Genomic DNA, 17025 nt, shown 5'->3' with positions numbered 1-17025 from the left:
CGCGCGCTGCGTGCTGCCCACAATGCTGTCCAAACAGGGCGTGCGGGTCGGCGAAGCGGACGAAGGAGTGAGCCGGTGGTAAGTCGGGTTGGAGTCGTCGGGGCGGGCCTCATGGGGTCCGGCATCGCCGAGGTGCACGCGCGGTCCGGGTTGGACGTCGTGATCACCGAGGTGAACCAGCCGGCGCTCGACGCTGGCAAGGCGCGCATCGAGAAGTCGCTGCAACGCGGCGTCAAGAGCGGCAAGCTCTCGGCCGAGGACGCCGACGCGGCCCTCGGCAGGGTCCGGTTCACGACGGACATCGCCGAGTTCGCCGACCGCGAACTGGTCATCGAGGCGATCCTCGAGCAGGAGCAGGCGAAGGTCGACGTCTTCCGCCAGCTGGACAAGATCGTCGAGGCCGAGGACGCGCTGTTCGCGTCCAACACGTCGTCGATCCCGATCATGAAGCTGGGCATGGCGACGGGCCGGCCGCAGCAGGTGGTCGGCATCCACTTCTTCAACCCGGTGCCGGTGCTGCCGCTGGTGGAGCTGGTGCCCTCGCTGCTGACCAGCGAGGAGACGGCCCGCCGCGCGGAGGAGCACGCGACGACGGCGCTGGGCAAGACCGTCATCCGCTCGCAGGACCGCGCCGGGTTCATCGTGAACTCGCTGCTGGTGCCGTACCTGCTCTCGGCGATCCGGATGATCGAGTCGGGCTTCGCCTCGGCCGAAGACATCGACCGCGGCATGGAGCTGGGCACGGCGCACCCGATGGGCCCGCTGCGCCTGTCCGACCTGATCGGGCTGGACACGATCAAGGCCATCGCGGACTCGATGTACGCGGAGTTCAAGGAGCCGCTGTACTCGTCGCCGCCGCTGCTGCTGCGCATGGTGGACGCGGGCCTGCTCGGCAAGAAGACCGGCCGGGGCTTCTACTCCTACAGCTGACCGCGGTCGAAGGTCACGGGCGCCTCGAAGGCGGCCCGCCTGGCGGCGCGCCTCAGCACCGCCAGGACGGCCGGCCCGAGCAGGACGATGGCGACCGCGTTGGTGATCGCGCGGCCGGTGTCCCAGCCGAGGGTCGACGTCAGGACGGTGTAGGTCGCGAACCGGCGAAGGTTGTCGAGGAGCGGCGCACCGGGCACGAAGCCGAGCTGCGTTCTGTCCCCGGCGAGGAACGGCCACGACCACAGGCTCATCAGCATGCCGAAGAAGTAGGCCGCGAAGACGCCGTAGCCGACCAGCATGGCGACCTCGGCCTTGCCCCGCGGTTTCCGCGGCAGCAGGCCGGCCCCGAGCCCGATCAGTGACGACGCGAGCATCTGGAACGGCAGCCACGGCCCGACCCCGGCGGTGAGCAGCGCGCTCGTGAACAGTGACGTCGACCCGAGCACGAACCCGAACCCGGGCCCGAAGACGCGGCCGGCGAGCACGAGCAGGAAGAAGACCAGCTCGATGCCGCCGGTCCCCGCGCTGAGCGGCCGAAGCCCGGCGTTGACGGCCGAGAGCACGCCGAGGAGGGCGAGCGCTTTGGCGTCGATGCCGCCCCGGGACAGCTCGGCGAGCACGACCAGGATGAGCACCGGCAGGGTCGCCATGAAGACGAACGGGGCATCGGCGGTGTGCGCGGCCGCGGTCGGCTGGGGGTGGGCGAGCAGGGGCCAGCAGAACATGGCCATGCCGAGGAGGCTCGCGACGGTGAGGACCGACGCGGGCCGTGGGGTCAGGCGGACTGTGCGGGGTCTGAGGAAGTCGGTCATGTCCGGGTCACCTCGGCCGGGACGCGGTCGCACGGGCACTTGCTCATGCCAGTGCCTCGGCTACCTCGTCGACCGTCAGCCAGCGCTCGGGGGCCAGGATCTTGGCCACCTGCGGGGCGAAGGCCGGTGAGGCGACCACGACCTCCTTCGTGGGGCCGTCCGCTACCACCTCGCCGTCGGCCATGACCGCCACCCGGGTGGCCACCGTTGCCACGAACTCGACGTCGTGGGTGGCCAGCACTACCGCGTGGCCCTGCGAGGCCAGCTCTCGCAGGGCCGCCGCGAAGCGCCTTTTTGCGTGGTAGTCGAGGCCGCGGGTCGGCTCGTCGAGCAGGACCACCGGTGGGGCCGACGCCAGCTGGATCGCCAGCACCAACGCCAGTCGCTGCCCTTCCGAGAGGTCGCCGGGGTGCGCTTCACCGGCGACTCCGGGAGCCAGCCTGTCCAGCAGGCCCCGGGCCGTTCCCGCCGGCACCTCCGACTCGGTGTCCGCCTGTGCGCACTCGGCGTCCACCGAATCGAGGTACAGCAGGTCGGCCGGGGTCTGCGGGACCAGGCCGACGCGCTGACGGGCCACTCGTGGCTTGAGCGACGCCGGGTCCGTGCCACCGACGTCGACCTTCCCCGCCGACCTCGGGCCACTGCCCTGCACCGCCCAGAGAAGCGACGACTTGCCGGAGCCGTTGCGTCCCATCAGCGCGACCACCTCTCCCGGTCCGACACGCAGGCTCACCCCACGTACCGCCAGGACATCTCCGTATCGGACCACCACCCCTCTCACATCCAGTGCCGAACCGGTCACCGAGAGGCTACGACCCACCACCGACAATTTCGGAAGATGCCCTGAGAGACGGGCACGCAGCGGCGCCGCGAGCCGCCGCGCGTCCCGGACCGACAGCGGCAGCGGCGACCAGCCCGCCAGCCGCCCCAGCTCGGCGATCGGGGGCGCGATCGGCGACGTCGCCAGGATCTCGGCCGGCGGTCCCGAGCGGACCGAGCCGTCGCCCGGCAGGTACAGCAGCCGGTCCGCGTACTGGGCCACCCGCTCCATCCGGTGCTCCGCCACGATCACCGTCGTCCCCAGGTCGTGCACCAGGCGCGTGATCGCCGCGAGGACGTCCTCCGCCGCCGTCGGGTCCAGGGCCGACGTCGGCTCGTCCAGCACGACCACCGACGGGTGGGCCGTCAAGACCGAGCCGATCGCCACGCGCTGCTGCTGGCCGCCCGACAGTGTCCGAAGTGGACGGTTGCGCAGGTCCGCGATGCCCAGCAGGTCCAGGGTTTCCTCGACGCGCTTGCGCATGACGTCCGGCGGCACCGCCAGCTGCTCCATCGCGTACGCGAGTTCCTCCTCGACGGTGTCCGTCACGAACCCGGAGAGGGGGTCCTGCCCGACGACGCCGACGACCGAGGCCAGCTCCCGGGGCGGCTGACGAGCGGTGTCGAAACCGCCCACGACGACCCGGCCGGACAGGCGGCCGCCGGTGAAGTGCGGGACGAGCCCGTTGATCGCGCCGAGGAACGTCGACTTCCCCGCCCCCGTCGGGCCCGCGACCAGGCACAACTCACCCTCTTCGATCTGCAGCGACACGTCGGACAGCACCGGCCGGGCGGCGTCCGGGTAGGTCACCGTGACCCGTGAGAACTCGATCATCGGACGACCTCCCGAACCGGGGGTGCGACGACCGCCGGCAGCACCGCGACCAGCACGGACACCGCGTGCACCCAGGACACCTCCGGCCAGCGCAGCGGGCTGAGCGAAGGGAACAACCGGCCCGGGTCGATCCGGGCCGTCGCAAACAGCAGCACGCACGCCCCGACGCCGGACGCGACGACCAGCGTCTCCGGCCAGCGCCACGGGTCCGGCCGGTACGCCGTCCGCCGCACCCGGCGCCCACCGAGGACGAAGCCCACGACCGCCACCACCAGCCCGGCCGCCAGCAACGGCACGCCGAGCCAGGACGGCGACGTCCCGTCCAGCACGCCGTAGACGCCGACGCACACACCGAGCAGCCCGGCCAGGACGCAGACAGCGATCAGCACCCGCAGGCGGGGACTCAGGTACGCCCGGCGGCCGTAGCCCCGGGAGTCCATCGCGGCCGCCAGCCGCAGGGACCGGTCCATCGCGTCCTCCAGCACCGGCACCACGATGCCCTTGACCGCCCGCAGCCCGCGACTCCGCCCCGCCCGCAGCCGGCGGGCCCGCCGCACGCGCTGCACGCTCTCGACGAGCTGCGGGGCGACCGCCAACGCCACCGTCACCGCCGTCCCGACCTCGTACAGCGCGCCCGGAACCGCCTTGAGCAGGCGTTTCGGGTTGGCCAGGGCGTTCGCCGCGCCGATGCAGACGACCATCGTCGCCAGCCGCAGGCCGTCGTAGAAGCCGCCGAGCAGCTCCTCCGCCGACGTCGGCCCGAACAGGGACAGCCCGGCGGCGAGCGGGATCCGCGGCAGCGTGAACAGCACGTGCCCGCCGTCATCGCCGCCGATCAGGATCCGGAACAGCACGCGCGTGGCGACGATCAGCGCGCCGACGTAGACGTACAGCCGGAACGCCAGCGCCCAGGGCGCGTCCGACCGCCGGTTCGCGACGACGAACCCGGCGACCGCGATGATCAGGCCGAGCAGCAGCGGGTTCGTCGTCCGGCTGGCGGCGACGGCCAGCGCGAGCGCCCACGCCCACCAGGCGCCGGGGTGCAGCGCCCTACTGCGCACGCCGGCGCCGGGCGACGACGATCCCGGCGCAGCCGACCAGCACGATCACGACGGCTCCGAGCACCAGGCCCCACGGGAACGAACCACCGTCGGAGGCAGCGGGAGCGGGCGCCGGAGTGGCCACCTGGCGGACCGGCGCCACCCGCGGCGGCGACGGCAGGTCGTTCGCCGACTTCGGCCGCGCGAACGCCCAGCCCTCGAACCCGTTCGGAGTGGGCTTCGCCGTCTGGGCGCCTTCCTGGCTCGACGTCCAGGTGCCCCCGGCCGAGGCGTGCCAGTAGCTCCAGTACGCCGTCGCCGAGGGCATCCCGGCGCAGGACTCGACGTCGGGGCCGGGCTTGCCGTTGATCCGGCAGGCCACCGCGAGGCCGTACTTCTGCGAACCGGCCACCTCGATCCCGGCTTCCTGCAGGGCGGCGATGCCGTTCGCGGGTGTCCCGGCGGCGCAACGGATCAGCGGCTGCGGCCCGAGGTCGCCGAAGTCGACGACCACCGTCACGCCGCCGTCGTCCGGGCAGGCCCCGTCGGTGCCCGCCGCCGAAGCGGGTGCGGCACCCACGAAGGCGGCCCCGAACAGGAGAGCGCAGACAACGGCGAAGCGGGAGGCGATCATGCAGGCACTTTAACCAGGCCGGGGCCCGCCGCAGGTGCGGTTCCGAAGCGATGCGGGACACACCTAGACTGCGGGCCGTGGGACAGCTCATCGCGGACGGACAGCTGCGCGTCGGCCTGATCGGCGCCGGCCCGTGGGCGACGACGATCCACGCACCCGGACTGGCCGATCACCCCGGCACAGCGCTGACCGCGGTCTGGGCCCGGCGGCCGGAGGCGGCGCAAACGCTTGCGGAGACGCACTGCGCGGCCACCGCCGGGAGCGTCGAGGAGCTGTTCGAGCAGGTGGACGCGGTCGCGTTCGCCGTTCCGCCGTCGATCCAGGCCGAACTGGGCGTCCGCGCGGCCGAGGCCGGGAAGCACCTGATCCTCGAGAAGCCGATCGCCGCGGACCTCGACGGCGCGCGCCGGCTGGCCGATGCGGTCGCGGACGCGGGGGTGGCCGCGCTCGTCATGCTGACCTTGCGCTACTCCGCGCAGACGCAGGAGTGGCTCGCCGGCCTCGCCCAGGCGGGCGGCTGGGCGGGCGGCGGCGCGCGCTGGCTCTCCGGCAGCCTGCTCGGCGGCCAGTACGCCACCTCCGAATGGCGGCAGGACGACGGCGGCGCGCTGTTCGACATCGGCCCGCACGCCCTCGACATGCTGGACGCCGCGCTCGGCCCGATCACCGAGGTGGTCGCGGCCCGGCAGAGCCCCGGCGACCTGTGGCACCTCATGCTGGCGCACGAAGGCGGCGTGATCAGCACGGCCACCCTCTCGCTGCGGCTGCCGGTCCAGCCGACCGTCGTCGAGGTCGCGGTCTGGGGCCAGCACGGATACCGGACGCTGGGCCGCAAACCGGGCTCGGCGCAGGAGTCCTACACCGCTTTGCTCGACGATTTCGCCGCCATGATCGCGAGCGGCACGACAACGCACCCCTGCGACGTCCGCCGCGGGCTGCACCTGCAGGCGCTGCTCGAGCAGGCGCGCACTCTCGCCGCGCAGTAGTACACAGGGCGGTTTCACGCCGTTTCCTTGCGCCGCAACACTTTCACACTTGTCCCCCGAATTCATCCACAGGGTTGTCCACAGCCTCCACTGTGGACAGTGTGTCCCCTGACCGAACCACGGTTGAACAACCGGCGCCACCGGAAAGATCACCGAATAGTGCGGTCCGCTCGGAATGCCGAGTCGATCTCGTGATGCGAAGGTGATCTTGCAAGGGGTCGTTCGTATTGCGCACCGAAGGTCTTGAGGGGTTCGAGAAGGGAGGCGCATGGGAGCTCTGCTGCGCGCCTTCTGGGGGATGATTCCGATTTCGGCCATCGCGCTGCCGTACGCGCTGCTCGGCTGGCCACTGCTCGCGGCGAGGCGCCGCCGGAGGATGGCCGCCCGCCGCGCGAGCGCGACGGCCGCCGTCGACTGCGCTGCCTCCCTCGTCGCCTTCCTGGTGTTTTGCCTGGTCACGATGCCTGTCGGCGGTTCCGGCGAGAGCACGCTGGACCTCGTTCCGGGCGCCGACGTCGCTGCCGCGCTCAGCAGCGACGGATCACTCTGGCAGGTGATCGGCAACGTCCTGCTGCTCGGTCCGCTCGGCGCGCTGCTCCCGCTGCGGATCCGCCGGCTGCGGGCCCTGCTCCGGATCGCGCTGGCCGCGTTGATCGCGTCCGTGCTGGTGGAAGGTACGCAATATCTGATCCACACCGGGCGGGTGACCTCGGCCGACGACGTCCTCCTCAACACGGCGGGCGCGACGCTCGGGGCGGCGCTGAGCCGCCGCGGCTGGCGGGCGCTGGACGCGGCCCCGCCGGCGCCGGTGGCGATCCCGCTGCCACGCCGCACGATCTGCCCGGCTCCGACGCTCAAGCTGCGGGTGCCGAGATCGGTGTGGGACACCCGCTACGCCGCCATCGCGCACCCGGAACGTCAGTAAAACCGGTTGCCGGCCGTGCGATCATGGCCGGGAAGAGCCACTTCGACTTCAAGGAATGACTGCCTATGCCTGGCGCCGTCTCCGGCGTCGGCCCCCGCTAGGCCCGACGCCCAGCGACCAGCCCGCAGGCCCGTGATGAGGGCTGCGGTTCCTTGACGTGCTTTCGAAAGGCTCCCATGATCCAGGCTTATGTCCGCGCGACCGCGCCCCGCGGCCGCGAAACCGAGCAGGTCGGCCCGTTCCTCGCCACCTACTCGCCGGGCACCCCGCACCCGATGCTCAACTACGCGATCCCGGACGACGGCGCGCAGCCGACGGCGGCCGAGATCGACGCGCTGACCGCGGCCTACCGGCGGCGGGACCTGCTCCCGCGGCTGGAGTACTTCACCGACGTCGCTCCCGACCTGGAGAAACTGCTGGTCGGAGCGGGGTACGAGCTCGAACGGCGGGTGCCGTTGATGACGTGCGCGCCGGCCGAGCGGGTCGACCAGCCGGCCCCGGCGGGGATCCGGCTGCGCGTGCCGGAGTCCGATGAGGATTTCCGGCGGATGCGGGCCGCGCAGAACACCGCGTTCGGCGAACCCGCGGAAATCGGTGACGACGAGGTCGAACAGCTGAAGACCGGTCTCGGAGCCGGCGTGCGGCACCTGCTCGCGGAAGACGACGGCGTGGTCGTCGGCGGCGGGCTGGCGCTCGAAATCGTCGACGGCACCACCGAGATCGCCGGGATCGCCGTGCTCGAGCCGTACCGCGGCCGCGGGATCGCGGCGGCGCTCACCGCGCACCTCACCCGCGAGGTGCACGAGGCCGGCGCCCACACGGCGTTCCTCACCCCCGGTGACCTGGGGATCGGCAACGTCTACGCCCGCGTCGGCTACCAGCCGGCGGGCGAGTGCGTGCACCTGTCACTGAGTTAGTCGTCGAAGCGGCCGGAGCGGCCTTTCTTCACGTCGCTCCGGCGCTTCTTCGACGCCAGGCGGCGTTCCTTCGAACCGCGGGACGGCTTCGTGGGGCGCCGTTTGGCGGGCGGCGGGGCCGACGCGTCCATCAGCAGGTTCGCCAGCCGGCCCCGCGCGGCTTCGCGGTTCTGCAGCTGGGAGCGGTGTTCGCTGGCGGCGATCGTCAGGACGCCGTCGACCAGCCGCGAGCCGAGGCCGGTCAGAACCCGGTCACGCAGGTGCTCCGGGATCGACGGCGACGAAGCGACGTCGAAGGACAGCTCGACCCGCGAGTCCGTGGTGTTGACACCCTGCCCGCCCGGGCCGGACGACCGCGAAAAGCGCTCGCTCAACTCGGCTCCCGGGATCGTGAACCGGGAGCCGACCACCACGTCTTCGGCTGCCACCCCTCAAGTGTGACAGCCGCGAGCAAGAGCGTTTCAGAACCGCGGGTGGTCACCCGAGAGGACCGCGCGCGGGCCGTCGACGTCGTCGGCGGGCTGGACGTCGCCGAGCACCCACGCCGGGACGTGCCGCGCGGTCAGCATGGCCAGCGCCCGGTCGACGTCCTCGGCGCCGACGATCGCGACCATGCCGACACCCATGTTGAACGTCTTCTCCAGTTCGGCCCGCTCGACCTTGCCGCGCTGGCCGATCAGCGCGAACACCGGCGCCGGATTCCAGGTGCCGCGGTCGAGCCGGGCGACCAGGCCGCGCGGCATGACGCGGGCGAGGTTGGCCTCCAGGCCGCCGCCGGTGATGTGCGCGAACGTCCGGACCTCGGTTTCGGCGGCGAGCGCCAGGCAGTCCTTCGCGTAGATCCGCGTCGGCTCGAGCATCTCCTCGCCGAGGGTGCGGCCGAACTCCTCGACGTGCCCGTCGAGCGGCATCCGGGCGATGTCCAGCAGGACGTGCCGGGCCAGCGAGTAGCCGTTGGAGTGCAGGCCCGACGAGCCGAGGGCCAGCACGACGTCACCGGGGCGGACCTTCTCCGGCGACAGCAGCTGCGACGCCTCGACCACGCCGACGCCGGTGGCCGACATGTCGTAGTCGTGCTCGCCCATCAGGCCCGGGTGCTCGGCCGTCTCGCCGCCGAGCAGCGCGCAGCCGGCCCGGACGCAGCCCTCGGCGATCCCGCCGACCAGCGCGGCGATCTTCTCCGGGTGCACCTTGCCGACGGCGATGTAGTCCTGCAGGAACAGCGGCTCGGCACCGGTCACGACCAGGTCGTCGACCACCATGGCGACCAGGTCGATGCCGACCGTGTCGTGCTTGTCGAGCGCCTGCGCGACCGCGATCTTCGTGCCGACGCCGTCGGTCGAGGACGCGAGCACCGGCTCCTTCCACTTGTCGAGCTTCAGGGAGAAGAGCCCGGCGAAGCCGCCGACGCCGCCCATGACCTCGGGCCGCGTCGCGCGCTCGGCGTGCGGCTTGAGCAGCTCGACGGCTTCGTCGCCGGCCTCGATGCTGACGCCGGCGGCGGCGTACGTGGCGCTCGTGGACTCGCTCACGGTGGACGGACTCCCTACTGGAAGGAACTCAGGGACGCCGGACGGCGTCTTCGGCACCGTACCCGGCGGGACTGACGGGGGTCGCCGCGCCATTGACCGCGTCCAGGCTTTCAAGCAGGTGCTTTCCGATCAGCGCGTCCTCCGGCAGCGGGATCGGGTACTCGCCCGAGAAGCACGCCGTGCACAGCCGCGACTTCGGCTGTTCCGCCGCCGCGACCAGGCCGTCCAGGGAAATGTAGCCCAGGGAGTCGGCCCCGATCGAGCGCCGGATGCCGTCGAGGTCGACGCCGTTCGCGACCAATTCGGCCCGCGACGCGAAGTCGATGCCGTAGAAGCACGGCCAGCGCACCGGCGGTGACGCGATCCGGACGTGCACCTCGAGCGCGCCGGCCTCCCGCAGCATGCGGACGAGCGCGCGCTGGGTGTTGCCGCGGACGATCGAGTCGTCCACCACGACCAGGCGCTTGCCGCGGATGACGTCCCGCAGCGGGTTCAGCTTGAGCCGGATGCCCAGCTGGCGGATGGTCTGCGACGGCTGGATGAACGTGCGCCCGACGTAAGCGTTCTTCACCAGGCCGGTGCCGTAGGGGATGCCCGAGCCCTGCGCGTAGCCGATCGCGGCCGGGGTGCCGGACTCCGGCACCGGCATCACGAGGTCGGCTTCGACCGGCTGCTCGCTGGCCAGCCGGCGGCCGATCTCGACGCGGGTGGCGTGCACGCCGCGGCCGGCGATCGTGGTGTCGGGGCGGGCGAGGTAGACGTACTCGAAGACGCAGCCCTTGGGGTCCGGGTTCGCGAACCGCGACGAGCGCAGGCCCGCGGCGTCGATCGCGATCAGCTCGCCGGGCTCGACCTCGCGGACGAAGGACGCGCCGACGATGTCGAGGCCCGCCGTCTCGCTCGAGACGACCCAGCCGCGTTCGAGCCGGCCGAGCACCAGCGGGTGCACGCCGTGCGGGTCACGCGCCGCGTAGAGCGTGTTCTCGTCGGAGAACACCAGGCAGAAGGCGCCCTTGAGGGTGGGCAGCAGCTCCATGGCCGCGGCCTCGATGCCCTTGTCGGCGGCGTTCGCGGCGAGCAGGCCGCAGATCAGGTCCGAGTCGCTCGACGAGCCGGTCAGGCCCGCGTGCGGCTTGAGACCCGCTTCGATGGTGCGTTCGCGCAGCTCGGCCGTGTTGACCAGGTTGCCGTTGTGCGCGAAGGAGAGGCCGCTGCCGGTCTCGGTGGTGCGGAAGATCGGCTGGGCGTTCTCCCAGATGGTCGCGCCGGTGGTCGAGTACCGGCAGTGCCCGACGGCGATGTGCCCCTGCAGCGACTGCAGGATCTGCTCGTCGAACACCTGGCTGACCAGGCCGAGGTCCTTGAAGACCACGATCTGCGAGCCGTCGGAGACGGAGATGCCGGCGGCCTCCTGGCCCCGGTGCTGCAGGGCGTAGAGGCCGTAGTAGGTCAGCTTCGCGACTTCTTCCCCGGGAGCCCAGACGCCGAAGACGCCACACTCCTCACGGGGTTCCGGTTCGGGCTGGTCGGACACGAGCTGCGGGTCGGAAACCACCGAGGAGCTCCTGGGAAGACGTGGTCAGGCCGGTTTCAGTGTAGACGGTGCCGACATGCGTCAGGCCCCGCCCGACGTGGTTCTGACCACTTCGGACGGGGCCCGCAAGCCTGCACGTCTAGCACGCATCCGGCAGCGAAAGGATCTCCGTCAGCACCTGCGCACCTTCTCCGCGGCGGCGCCACAGCCACCGCTCCGGCTCGAAGATGTTCTCTTCCGAGCCGGGCATCCTGGTCGCCACGACGTCGTCCTCGGCGTTGAGCCGGACCACGTCCACCACGTCGTCGTGCACCCGCACGCCGACGACGGCGAGGACCTCGCCGAGCTCGTCGGCGGGGTGGACGAACTGGTAGCCGCGGGCCACCAGCTCCTGCAGTCCGGTCTCGATGTCGAAGACGGTGGCGACGGCCTCAGCCGAGGACATCGTCGAATTCACCGTCCTTCGCACCCGCGAGGAACGCCGCCATCTCGGCCCGCGTGTAGACGAGCGCCGGGCCGGTGGGGAACCGCGAGTTGCGCATCGCGATCTCCCCGTTGGACAGCGGCGCGACCTCCACGCAGTTGCCGTAGGCACCGCTGTAGCTCGCCTTGCGCCACTGGGCACCGGACAGCCGATCGGCCGGGATGCCGTTCTCGAATCGCTCAGCCATGTTCCCACCTCTCGATGCGGAAAACTCTGGGGGCAATGCAGATGCATGTGCATTTGCCCGCGTATCGGAGGCTAGCACGTGTGCCTGCAACGGTAAATGCACGTGCAGAATTTCTTGCAAAGTTCTCGGACGGTAAAGAACGGCGCGACCCCGGTTAACCTATCGGGTGATAGATACTTTCCCGAACGGCCTAATAGCTACCGGCAGTCACCGATCACCGGGGCATGGCGGCGCCCCGGATCCAGCTCGGGCCAGGTTTCTAGATCTCCTGCCGGCGCTTGCCCAGCATCGACCGGCTCCGCTCCGGCGTCTCCGCGTCGACCGCCAGCATGTCCAGCGCACGGCTGTACTTTTCGATCTCTTCGCGCTTCTCGATGTAGTGCGCGCCGGTCATGTACTCGACGTAGGCGATGTTCGGCAATTCCGGTTCACCGAAGCGCAGCAGCGAAAACGCGTGTTCCGCGGACAGGCCGCTGCGCGAGTACGGCAGGATCTGGATCGAAACGTGCGGCAGCGCGCTCATCTCGAGCAGGTATTCGAGCTGCTGCTTGAGGACCTTCATCCCGCCGATCGGGCGATGGAGCACGGACTCGTCGAGCACCATCCACACGCGCGGGGCGTCCGGCCTGCTGAACATCTTCTGCCGCCGCATCCGGAGCGCGACCAGCTGGTCGACCCGCTCGTCGGCCATCTCCGAACGGCCGTGGCTGAAGATCGCCCGCGCGTACGGCTCGATCTGGAGCAGGCCCGACACGTAGAGCGGCTCCCAGATCTGGATTCGCGCCGCGGCTTCTTCGAGGCCGACGAGGTCGGTGAACCAGTTCGGCATGGTGTCGCCGAAGCGCCGCCACCAGCCCGGCTCGTTCGACTGCTTGACCATGTCGAGGAACGCCCGGCGTTCGTTCGGGTCCTCGACGCCGTACATCGTCAGCAGGTCGGTGACGTCGCGTTCCTTGAACCCGACCCGGCCCAGCTCGAGCCGGCTGATCTTCGACTCGGACCCGCGGATGTTGTAACCGGCCTGCTGACGGGTGATGCCGGCCTCTTCACGGAGCCGGCGCAACTGCGACCCGAGGATCATGCGGCGTGCCGTCGGGCCGATGTTCTGTTCACCTGCGGACGCGTTCACCGCGTTCATTCCCGGCCCTTCCGCGCTCACGTCACCAGGGGGTCCTAGCCCGACTACCGAAAGTACACGTTGGGCCGTCCTGCGCAAAGAGGTGACCCGGTTTACCGCATGCGTGTGGAGTCCTACTCTACGTAGAGTACGAGACTTTCGACACAGAACTTGCGAGGTTCAACATGCCCGACGCCGCGACCCGGACCGAACGAGTTCCCGTGGGGGTCGACCCGACCCGAGCGAGCATCGCGCGCGTGTACGACGCCTTCCTGCTCGGGAAGGACAACTACGAGATCGACCGGGAGGTCCTGCACAAGGTGCAGAAGGCCGCTCCCGAGGCGCAGGACCTCGCGTTCGAAAACCGGGGCTTCCTGATCCGCGCCTGCCGCTTCCTCGCCAGCCAGACCGGCATCACCCAGTTCCTCGACTGCGGCTCCGGCCTGCCGACCGCCGAGAACACCCACCAGGTGGTCCAGCGGATCAACCCGGAGATCAAGGTCGTCTACGTCGACAACGACCCGGTCGTGCTGGCCCACGGCCGCGCCCTGCTCGAAGAGAACGAGAACACCCACTTCGTCGCCGAGGACATCTTCGAGCCGCAGCGGATCCTCGAGCACGAGGTCGTCCGGCAGCACATCGACTTCTCGCAGCCGGTCGCGTTCCTCCAGCTGGGCACGCTGCACCACTTCAACGGCCCCGCGGAACGGCCGGCGGAGATCATGAAGGAGTACGTCGACGCGCTGCCGTCGGGCTCGTTCGTCGCGCTCTCGCACTTCTTCGACCCCGAGGACGAGGACTCCGCGACCGCCCGCCGGATGGAGGACTTCTTCCTGCACAGCCCGATGGGCTCGGGCACCTTCCGGAAGCAGAAGGAGATCGAGGACCTGTTCCCGGGTCTCGAAATGGTGCCCCCGGGCGTGGTCCGCTGCGCCGACTGGTGGCCGGACGGCCCGCGGCTCAAGGACCTCAACGTGGCCCAGCGGACCATCGCCGGCGGCGTCGGCCGCAAGCCGTAGGACAGCCTCCGGTCCCCACCGGTTGTCAGACGCGCAGCAGCGGGAGCCAGTGCGACAGATCGGCCCGGGTGCCCGACGCGGACACCCGGCCGCCGGCCACGGCCGTGGTCCAGTCCAGTCGCCCGGTGGCCAGCTCGAGCCACGTGCGCGGGTCCGTCTCGATCACGTTCGGCGGGGTGCCGCGGGTGTGCCGCGGTCCTTCCACGCACTGCACCGCGGCGAACGGCGGCACCCGCACCTCGACCGTCCGGCCCGGTGCGTCGGCCGCCAGCGCGCGCAGGGACAGGCGCACCGCCGCGGCCAGCTCCGGGCGCGCCGGATCGGGCGCATCGCCCTGCAGCCACGGGGAAATCGCCAGCACCGCCGCACGTAACTGTCCGGGGTCGACCGAACGCGAAGAGGCCATGGGCAAACAGTAGAGTGGCGCACCAAGACTTGGCAGGCACACCCGAGAACGTGGGGATGACGATGGCGCAGCGGGACGAGGCGGATCGGATGGTTTCGCAGCAGCCCACCGGAAGCGGAGCCGATCGCCCCGGCAGGCACGGCAAGCACAACCGGGCCGCCCGGCGCGAGGGCCAGCAGGCGCGGCGCACCGGCAAGCACGGCACGCCCGAGATCACCGCGGAGATGCGCTCGAACGCCCGCGCCAATCCCAACAGCTGGCTCTACGTCATCGACGAGGCCTTCGACCCGAACGGCCCGGTGCCGTCGTGGGCGGTCGTCGGCGCGTACCCGGTGAACGGCGCCGGCGACGTCGTCGCCGACTTCCACCCCAACGACCGCTACCGGCCCTCGCCCAAGGCGCTCGGCTTCCCGGACCCGGCCAACGACCTCGAGCACCTGCTGCAGCTCGTCCGCACCGAGCACCGCCCGCCGTCGGACCTGCCGAAGGTCGTCCTCGACGCGACGCTGTTCGTCTACGCGATGTCGCCGGTGCAGCGGACCGTCATCGGCTTCCACAACGCCGACGGCCGGGTGATGGTGCCGGCCTACACCCGCAAGTCGCTGGTGCCGCGCGAGTGGCCGCACGCGCGGGCCGTGGTCGGCCGCGACATCGTCGACCTGCTCGGCGGGCACCCGGTCGCGATCAACCCGCACGACCTCATCACGGCCGTCGTGCCGGCCGAGCACCTGCTGAAGGCCATCGCGGACGAGCGGCGCTGACCTGCGGGTTTAACCCCATCGAGTGATCATCGACTCGCCGATCCGGCGGCGCCGGTGCATCGTGAGACTGAAGAAGTCTGACGAGATCGGTGGGGAGCAAGAGGGTGAAAAGACGTTCGCTGCCCTTCGCCGCCGCCCTCGCGTCCGTCCTGCTCGTGGCCGGGCAGGCGCCGGCGAAGGCGGCCGACCCGTACGCCGGCGCCGAGGAGCACTACGCGGGTTCGCAGATCGCCGCGGTCGAGGGCGTCGGCGAAGGGCCCGACGTGTTGTACGACGGGGAAGACCAGGTGCTCGGGCACGACGTCAGCGGGCACCAGGGGCCGGTCGACTGGCCCGGCGCGGCGGGGTCGGGCGCCAAGTTCGTCTACGTCAAGGCGACCGAGGGCACCGGGTTCGTGAACCCGCAGTTCGCGCAGCAGTACAACGGCTCCTACCAAGCGGGCCTGATCCGCGGGGCCTACCACTTCGCGCGGCCGGACATCTCCGACGGCGCGTCGCAAGCGCGGTACTTCCTGGCCCACGGCGGCGGCTGGTCGAAGGACGGCAAGACGCTGCCCGGCGCGCTCGACGCGGAGTACAACCCGTACGGCGAAACGTGTTACGGCAAGGACGCCGCGGGCATGGTCGCCTGGATCCGGGCCTTCTCGGACACCTACCTGGCGGCGACCGGCCGCCACCCGACGATCTACACGTCGACGAGCTGGTGGAAGCGGTGCACCGCGAACAACGGCGGGTTCGGCGCCAACCCGCTCTGGATCGCGCGCTACAACAGCTTCATCGGCGAACTGCCGTCCGGCTGGAGCATCCACACGATCTGGCAGTTCGCCGACCGCGGCACCCTGCCCGGCGACCAGAACTGGTTCAACGGCTCGGCGGACCGCCTGCTGGCCCTGGCGCTGGGCTGAACGGCGCAACTGTCCAATAATAGGTGTTAACTCGTCACCAATTAACGATCTTCTTCCCAGGAAAATCACCCACACGTATACCCAATTTCACGGAAGTGAGTGACAAACGCCACTTCGTCCCTAACAATCGTGCTCGGGCGGCTACCTGCAAGTAAGCCGCCCATCGCGAGGGTTTCCGTGAAGGGATTCAACGATGTCCACCTCCCGAAGAGGGCGGCTGTTCGCTGCCCTGGCCGTCCCGGCCGCGCTGCTCCTGCTCGGCAGCACGGCGCAGGCGACGACCTTTTCCCCCGAAGTCGACCCCGTGGCCGCGATCAACGCGGACATCGCGCAGAACAACCACGCTCTGGGGTCGCAGATCCGGCGCGTCGAAGGCGACTCCTCGACCCCGGACTCGCAGAAGGCGGCTCAGCAGCCGCAACCCGGTCAGGCCATCCCCGGCCAGGTGCTGGCCACCGTGGCCGGCATGGACGTCGCCAGCTACCAGGGCAACGTCGACTGGGCGAACTGGTGGAACCAGGGCAAGCGGTTCGTCTGGACCAAGGCCACGGAGAGCACCAGCTACACCAACCCGTACTTCGCCCAGCAGTACAACGGCTCCTACAACCAGGGCTTCATCCGCGGCGCCTACCACTTCGCCACGCCGAACACCTCGAGCGGCGCGGCGCAGGCCCGGTACTTCGTCGCCCACGGCGGCGGCTGGTCCAAGGACGGCAAGACGCTGCCCGGCGCACTGGACATGGAGTACAACCCGTACGGCGCGACCTGCTACGGGCTGAGCAAGGCGGGGATGACGTCGTGGATCCTCGACTTCCACGACACCTACCACTCGCTGACCGGCCGGTACCCGGTGATCTACACGTCGCAGAGCTGGTGGAGCAGCTGCGTGAGCGGTGACTTCTCCAGCACGGCCCCGCTGTGGGTCGCGCGGTACGCGTCGTCGGTGGGCACCCTGCCCTACAACTGGGGCTTCTACACCGTCTGGCAGTACACCTCGAGCCCGCTCGACCAGGACACCTTCAACGGTGCCTACGACCGGCTCCAGGCACTGGCCAACGGCTGATCCACCCCCACCCGGCTCCCGGATCGTGACAGGTTCGCGCTGTCGTGATCCGGGAGCCGGTTCCATGCCGTACCGTCCGAGCTTGCAGAACGCCGCAGCCACGTCCCCGGGGGAACCGC

19 protein-coding genes are annotated in these 17025 nt (G+C 70.6%); 8 read left to right on the top strand and 11 right to left on the bottom strand.

Features of this window, described 5'->3' with window-relative positions; genetic code table 11:
* The first annotated feature begins 75 nt into the window (after window positions 1-75).
* Window positions 76-930 (top strand): 3-hydroxybutyryl-CoA dehydrogenase, encoded by an 855-nt coding sequence (locus tag ACWEF6_RS05825; protein WP_449681849.1) that lies wholly within the window; start codon window positions 76-78, stop codon window positions 928-930.
* On the opposite strand, the gene ACWEF6_RS05820 is transcribed toward ACWEF6_RS05825, so the two are convergent.
* The 4 genes from ACWEF6_RS05820 to ACWEF6_RS05805 are packed head-to-tail and all read right to left on the bottom strand — an operon-like array spanning window position 921 to window position 5070.
* The gene (locus ACWEF6_RS05820) at window positions 921-1742 is read right to left on the bottom strand and encodes an ECF transporter S component (RefSeq protein ID WP_449681848.1); all 822 of its coding nucleotides are present in this window, start codon (window positions 1740-1742) and stop codon (window positions 921-923) included. The genes ACWEF6_RS05825 and ACWEF6_RS05820 overlap by 10 nt on opposite strands.
* A 43-nt stretch (window positions 1743-1785) precedes the next feature.
* Entirely contained in the window at window positions 1786-3396 is a 1611-nt protein-coding gene (locus ACWEF6_RS05815) for an ABC transporter ATP-binding protein (RefSeq protein ID WP_449681847.1), read from the bottom strand.
* A complete protein-coding gene (locus ACWEF6_RS05810) occupies window positions 3393-4457 on the bottom strand; it encodes a CbiQ family ECF transporter T component (RefSeq protein ID WP_449681846.1) in 1065 nt (354 codons plus the stop codon). The genes ACWEF6_RS05815 and ACWEF6_RS05810 overlap by 4 nt, the downstream gene beginning before the upstream one ends.
* Window positions 4447-5070, bottom strand: a complete 624-nt coding sequence (locus ACWEF6_RS05805; RefSeq protein ID WP_449681845.1) for a hypothetical protein — start codon at window positions 5068-5070, stop codon at window positions 4447-4449. The genes ACWEF6_RS05810 and ACWEF6_RS05805 overlap by 11 nt, the downstream gene beginning before the upstream one ends.
* 77 nt (window positions 5071-5147) lie before the next feature.
* Here ACWEF6_RS05805 and ACWEF6_RS05800 point away from each other — a divergent pair, with 77 nt between their 5' ends.
* The 3 genes from ACWEF6_RS05800 (at window position 5148) to ACWEF6_RS05790 (ending at window position 7898) form a co-directional block, all read left to right on the top strand.
* Complete coding sequence (locus ACWEF6_RS05800) at window positions 5148-6056, top strand: Gfo/Idh/MocA family protein (RefSeq protein ID WP_449681844.1); 909 nt, start codon at window positions 5148-5150, stop codon at window positions 6054-6056.
* Between the two features lie 268 nt (window positions 6057-6324).
* Window positions 6325-6981, top strand: coding sequence for a VanZ family protein (locus tag ACWEF6_RS05795; protein ID WP_449681843.1), 657 nt, complete (start codon window positions 6325-6327; stop codon window positions 6979-6981).
* Between the two features lie 176 nt (window positions 6982-7157).
* On the top strand, window positions 7158-7898 hold the full coding sequence (locus ACWEF6_RS05790) for a GNAT family N-acetyltransferase (protein WP_449681842.1): 741 nt from the start codon (window positions 7158-7160) through the stop codon (window positions 7896-7898).
* Here ACWEF6_RS05790 and arfB read toward each other — a convergent pair.
* The 6 genes from arfB to ACWEF6_RS05760 all read right to left on the bottom strand — a co-directional run bounded on the left by arfB (window position 7895) and on the right by ACWEF6_RS05760 (window position 12773).
* Window positions 7895-8311: an alternative ribosome rescue aminoacyl-tRNA hydrolase ArfB gene (gene arfB, locus ACWEF6_RS05785; protein WP_449681964.1), complete on the bottom strand. Its 417-nt coding sequence runs from the start codon at window positions 8309-8311 to the stop codon at window positions 7895-7897. The two genes, ACWEF6_RS05790 and arfB, sit on opposite strands and share 4 nt — an antisense overlap.
* A 48-nt stretch (window positions 8312-8359) precedes the next feature.
* Window positions 8360-9430 (bottom strand): phosphoribosylformylglycinamidine cyclo-ligase, encoded by a 1071-nt coding sequence (gene purM, locus ACWEF6_RS05780; RefSeq protein ID WP_310969461.1) that lies wholly within the window; start codon window positions 9428-9430, stop codon window positions 8360-8362.
* Window positions 9431-9458: 28 nt separating this feature from the next.
* Window positions 9459-10985 (bottom strand): amidophosphoribosyltransferase, encoded by a 1527-nt coding sequence (purF, locus tag ACWEF6_RS05775; RefSeq protein WP_310969462.1) that lies wholly within the window; start codon window positions 10983-10985, stop codon window positions 9459-9461.
* Between the two features lie 118 nt (window positions 10986-11103).
* The gene (locus ACWEF6_RS05770) at window positions 11104-11409 is read right to left on the bottom strand and encodes a hypothetical protein (RefSeq protein WP_310969463.1); all 306 of its coding nucleotides are present in this window, start codon (window positions 11407-11409) and stop codon (window positions 11104-11106) included.
* Window positions 11396-11635: a DUF397 domain-containing protein gene (locus ACWEF6_RS05765; RefSeq protein ID WP_310969464.1), complete on the bottom strand. Its 240-nt coding sequence runs from the start codon at window positions 11633-11635 to the stop codon at window positions 11396-11398. Before ACWEF6_RS05765 ends, ACWEF6_RS05770 begins: the two co-directional genes overlap by 14 nt.
* 259 nt (window positions 11636-11894) lie before the next feature.
* Window positions 11895-12773, bottom strand: a complete 879-nt coding sequence (locus ACWEF6_RS05760; protein ID WP_449681841.1) for a helix-turn-helix domain-containing protein — start codon at window positions 12771-12773, stop codon at window positions 11895-11897.
* 200 nt (window positions 12774-12973) lie between these two features.
* Between ACWEF6_RS05760 and ACWEF6_RS05755 the strand changes: the two genes are divergently transcribed.
* Window positions 12974-13771, top strand: a complete 798-nt coding sequence (locus tag ACWEF6_RS05755; RefSeq protein WP_310969466.1) for an SAM-dependent methyltransferase — start codon at window positions 12974-12976, stop codon at window positions 13769-13771.
* Between the two features lie 25 nt (window positions 13772-13796).
* Here the strand turns inward: ACWEF6_RS05755 and ACWEF6_RS05750 are convergent, their stop codons facing one another.
* Complete coding sequence (locus ACWEF6_RS05750) at window positions 13797-14177, bottom strand: sterol carrier family protein (protein ID WP_449681840.1); 381 nt, start codon at window positions 14175-14177, stop codon at window positions 13797-13799.
* Between the two features lie 56 nt (window positions 14178-14233).
* Between ACWEF6_RS05750 and ACWEF6_RS05745 the strand changes: the two genes are divergently transcribed.
* From ACWEF6_RS05745 to ACWEF6_RS05735, 3 genes are all read left to right on the top strand, one after another.
* Window positions 14234-14938, top strand: coding sequence for a type VII secretion system-associated protein (locus tag ACWEF6_RS05745; RefSeq protein WP_449678208.1), 705 nt, complete (start codon window positions 14234-14236; stop codon window positions 14936-14938).
* Between the two features lie 104 nt (window positions 14939-15042).
* Window positions 15043-15843: a lysozyme gene (locus tag ACWEF6_RS05740; RefSeq protein WP_449681839.1), complete on the top strand. Its 801-nt coding sequence runs from the start codon at window positions 15043-15045 to the stop codon at window positions 15841-15843.
* A 193-nt stretch (window positions 15844-16036) separates the two neighbouring features.
* Complete coding sequence (locus tag ACWEF6_RS05735; RefSeq protein WP_449681838.1) at window positions 16037-16906, top strand: lysozyme; 870 nt, start codon at window positions 16037-16039, stop codon at window positions 16904-16906.
* The last annotated feature ends 119 nt before the right edge of the window (window positions 16907-17025 follow it).

This window comes from Amycolatopsis sp. NPDC004772, assembly GCF_053601215.1.
This window is presented reverse-complemented; position numbering and strand designations above follow the sequence as displayed.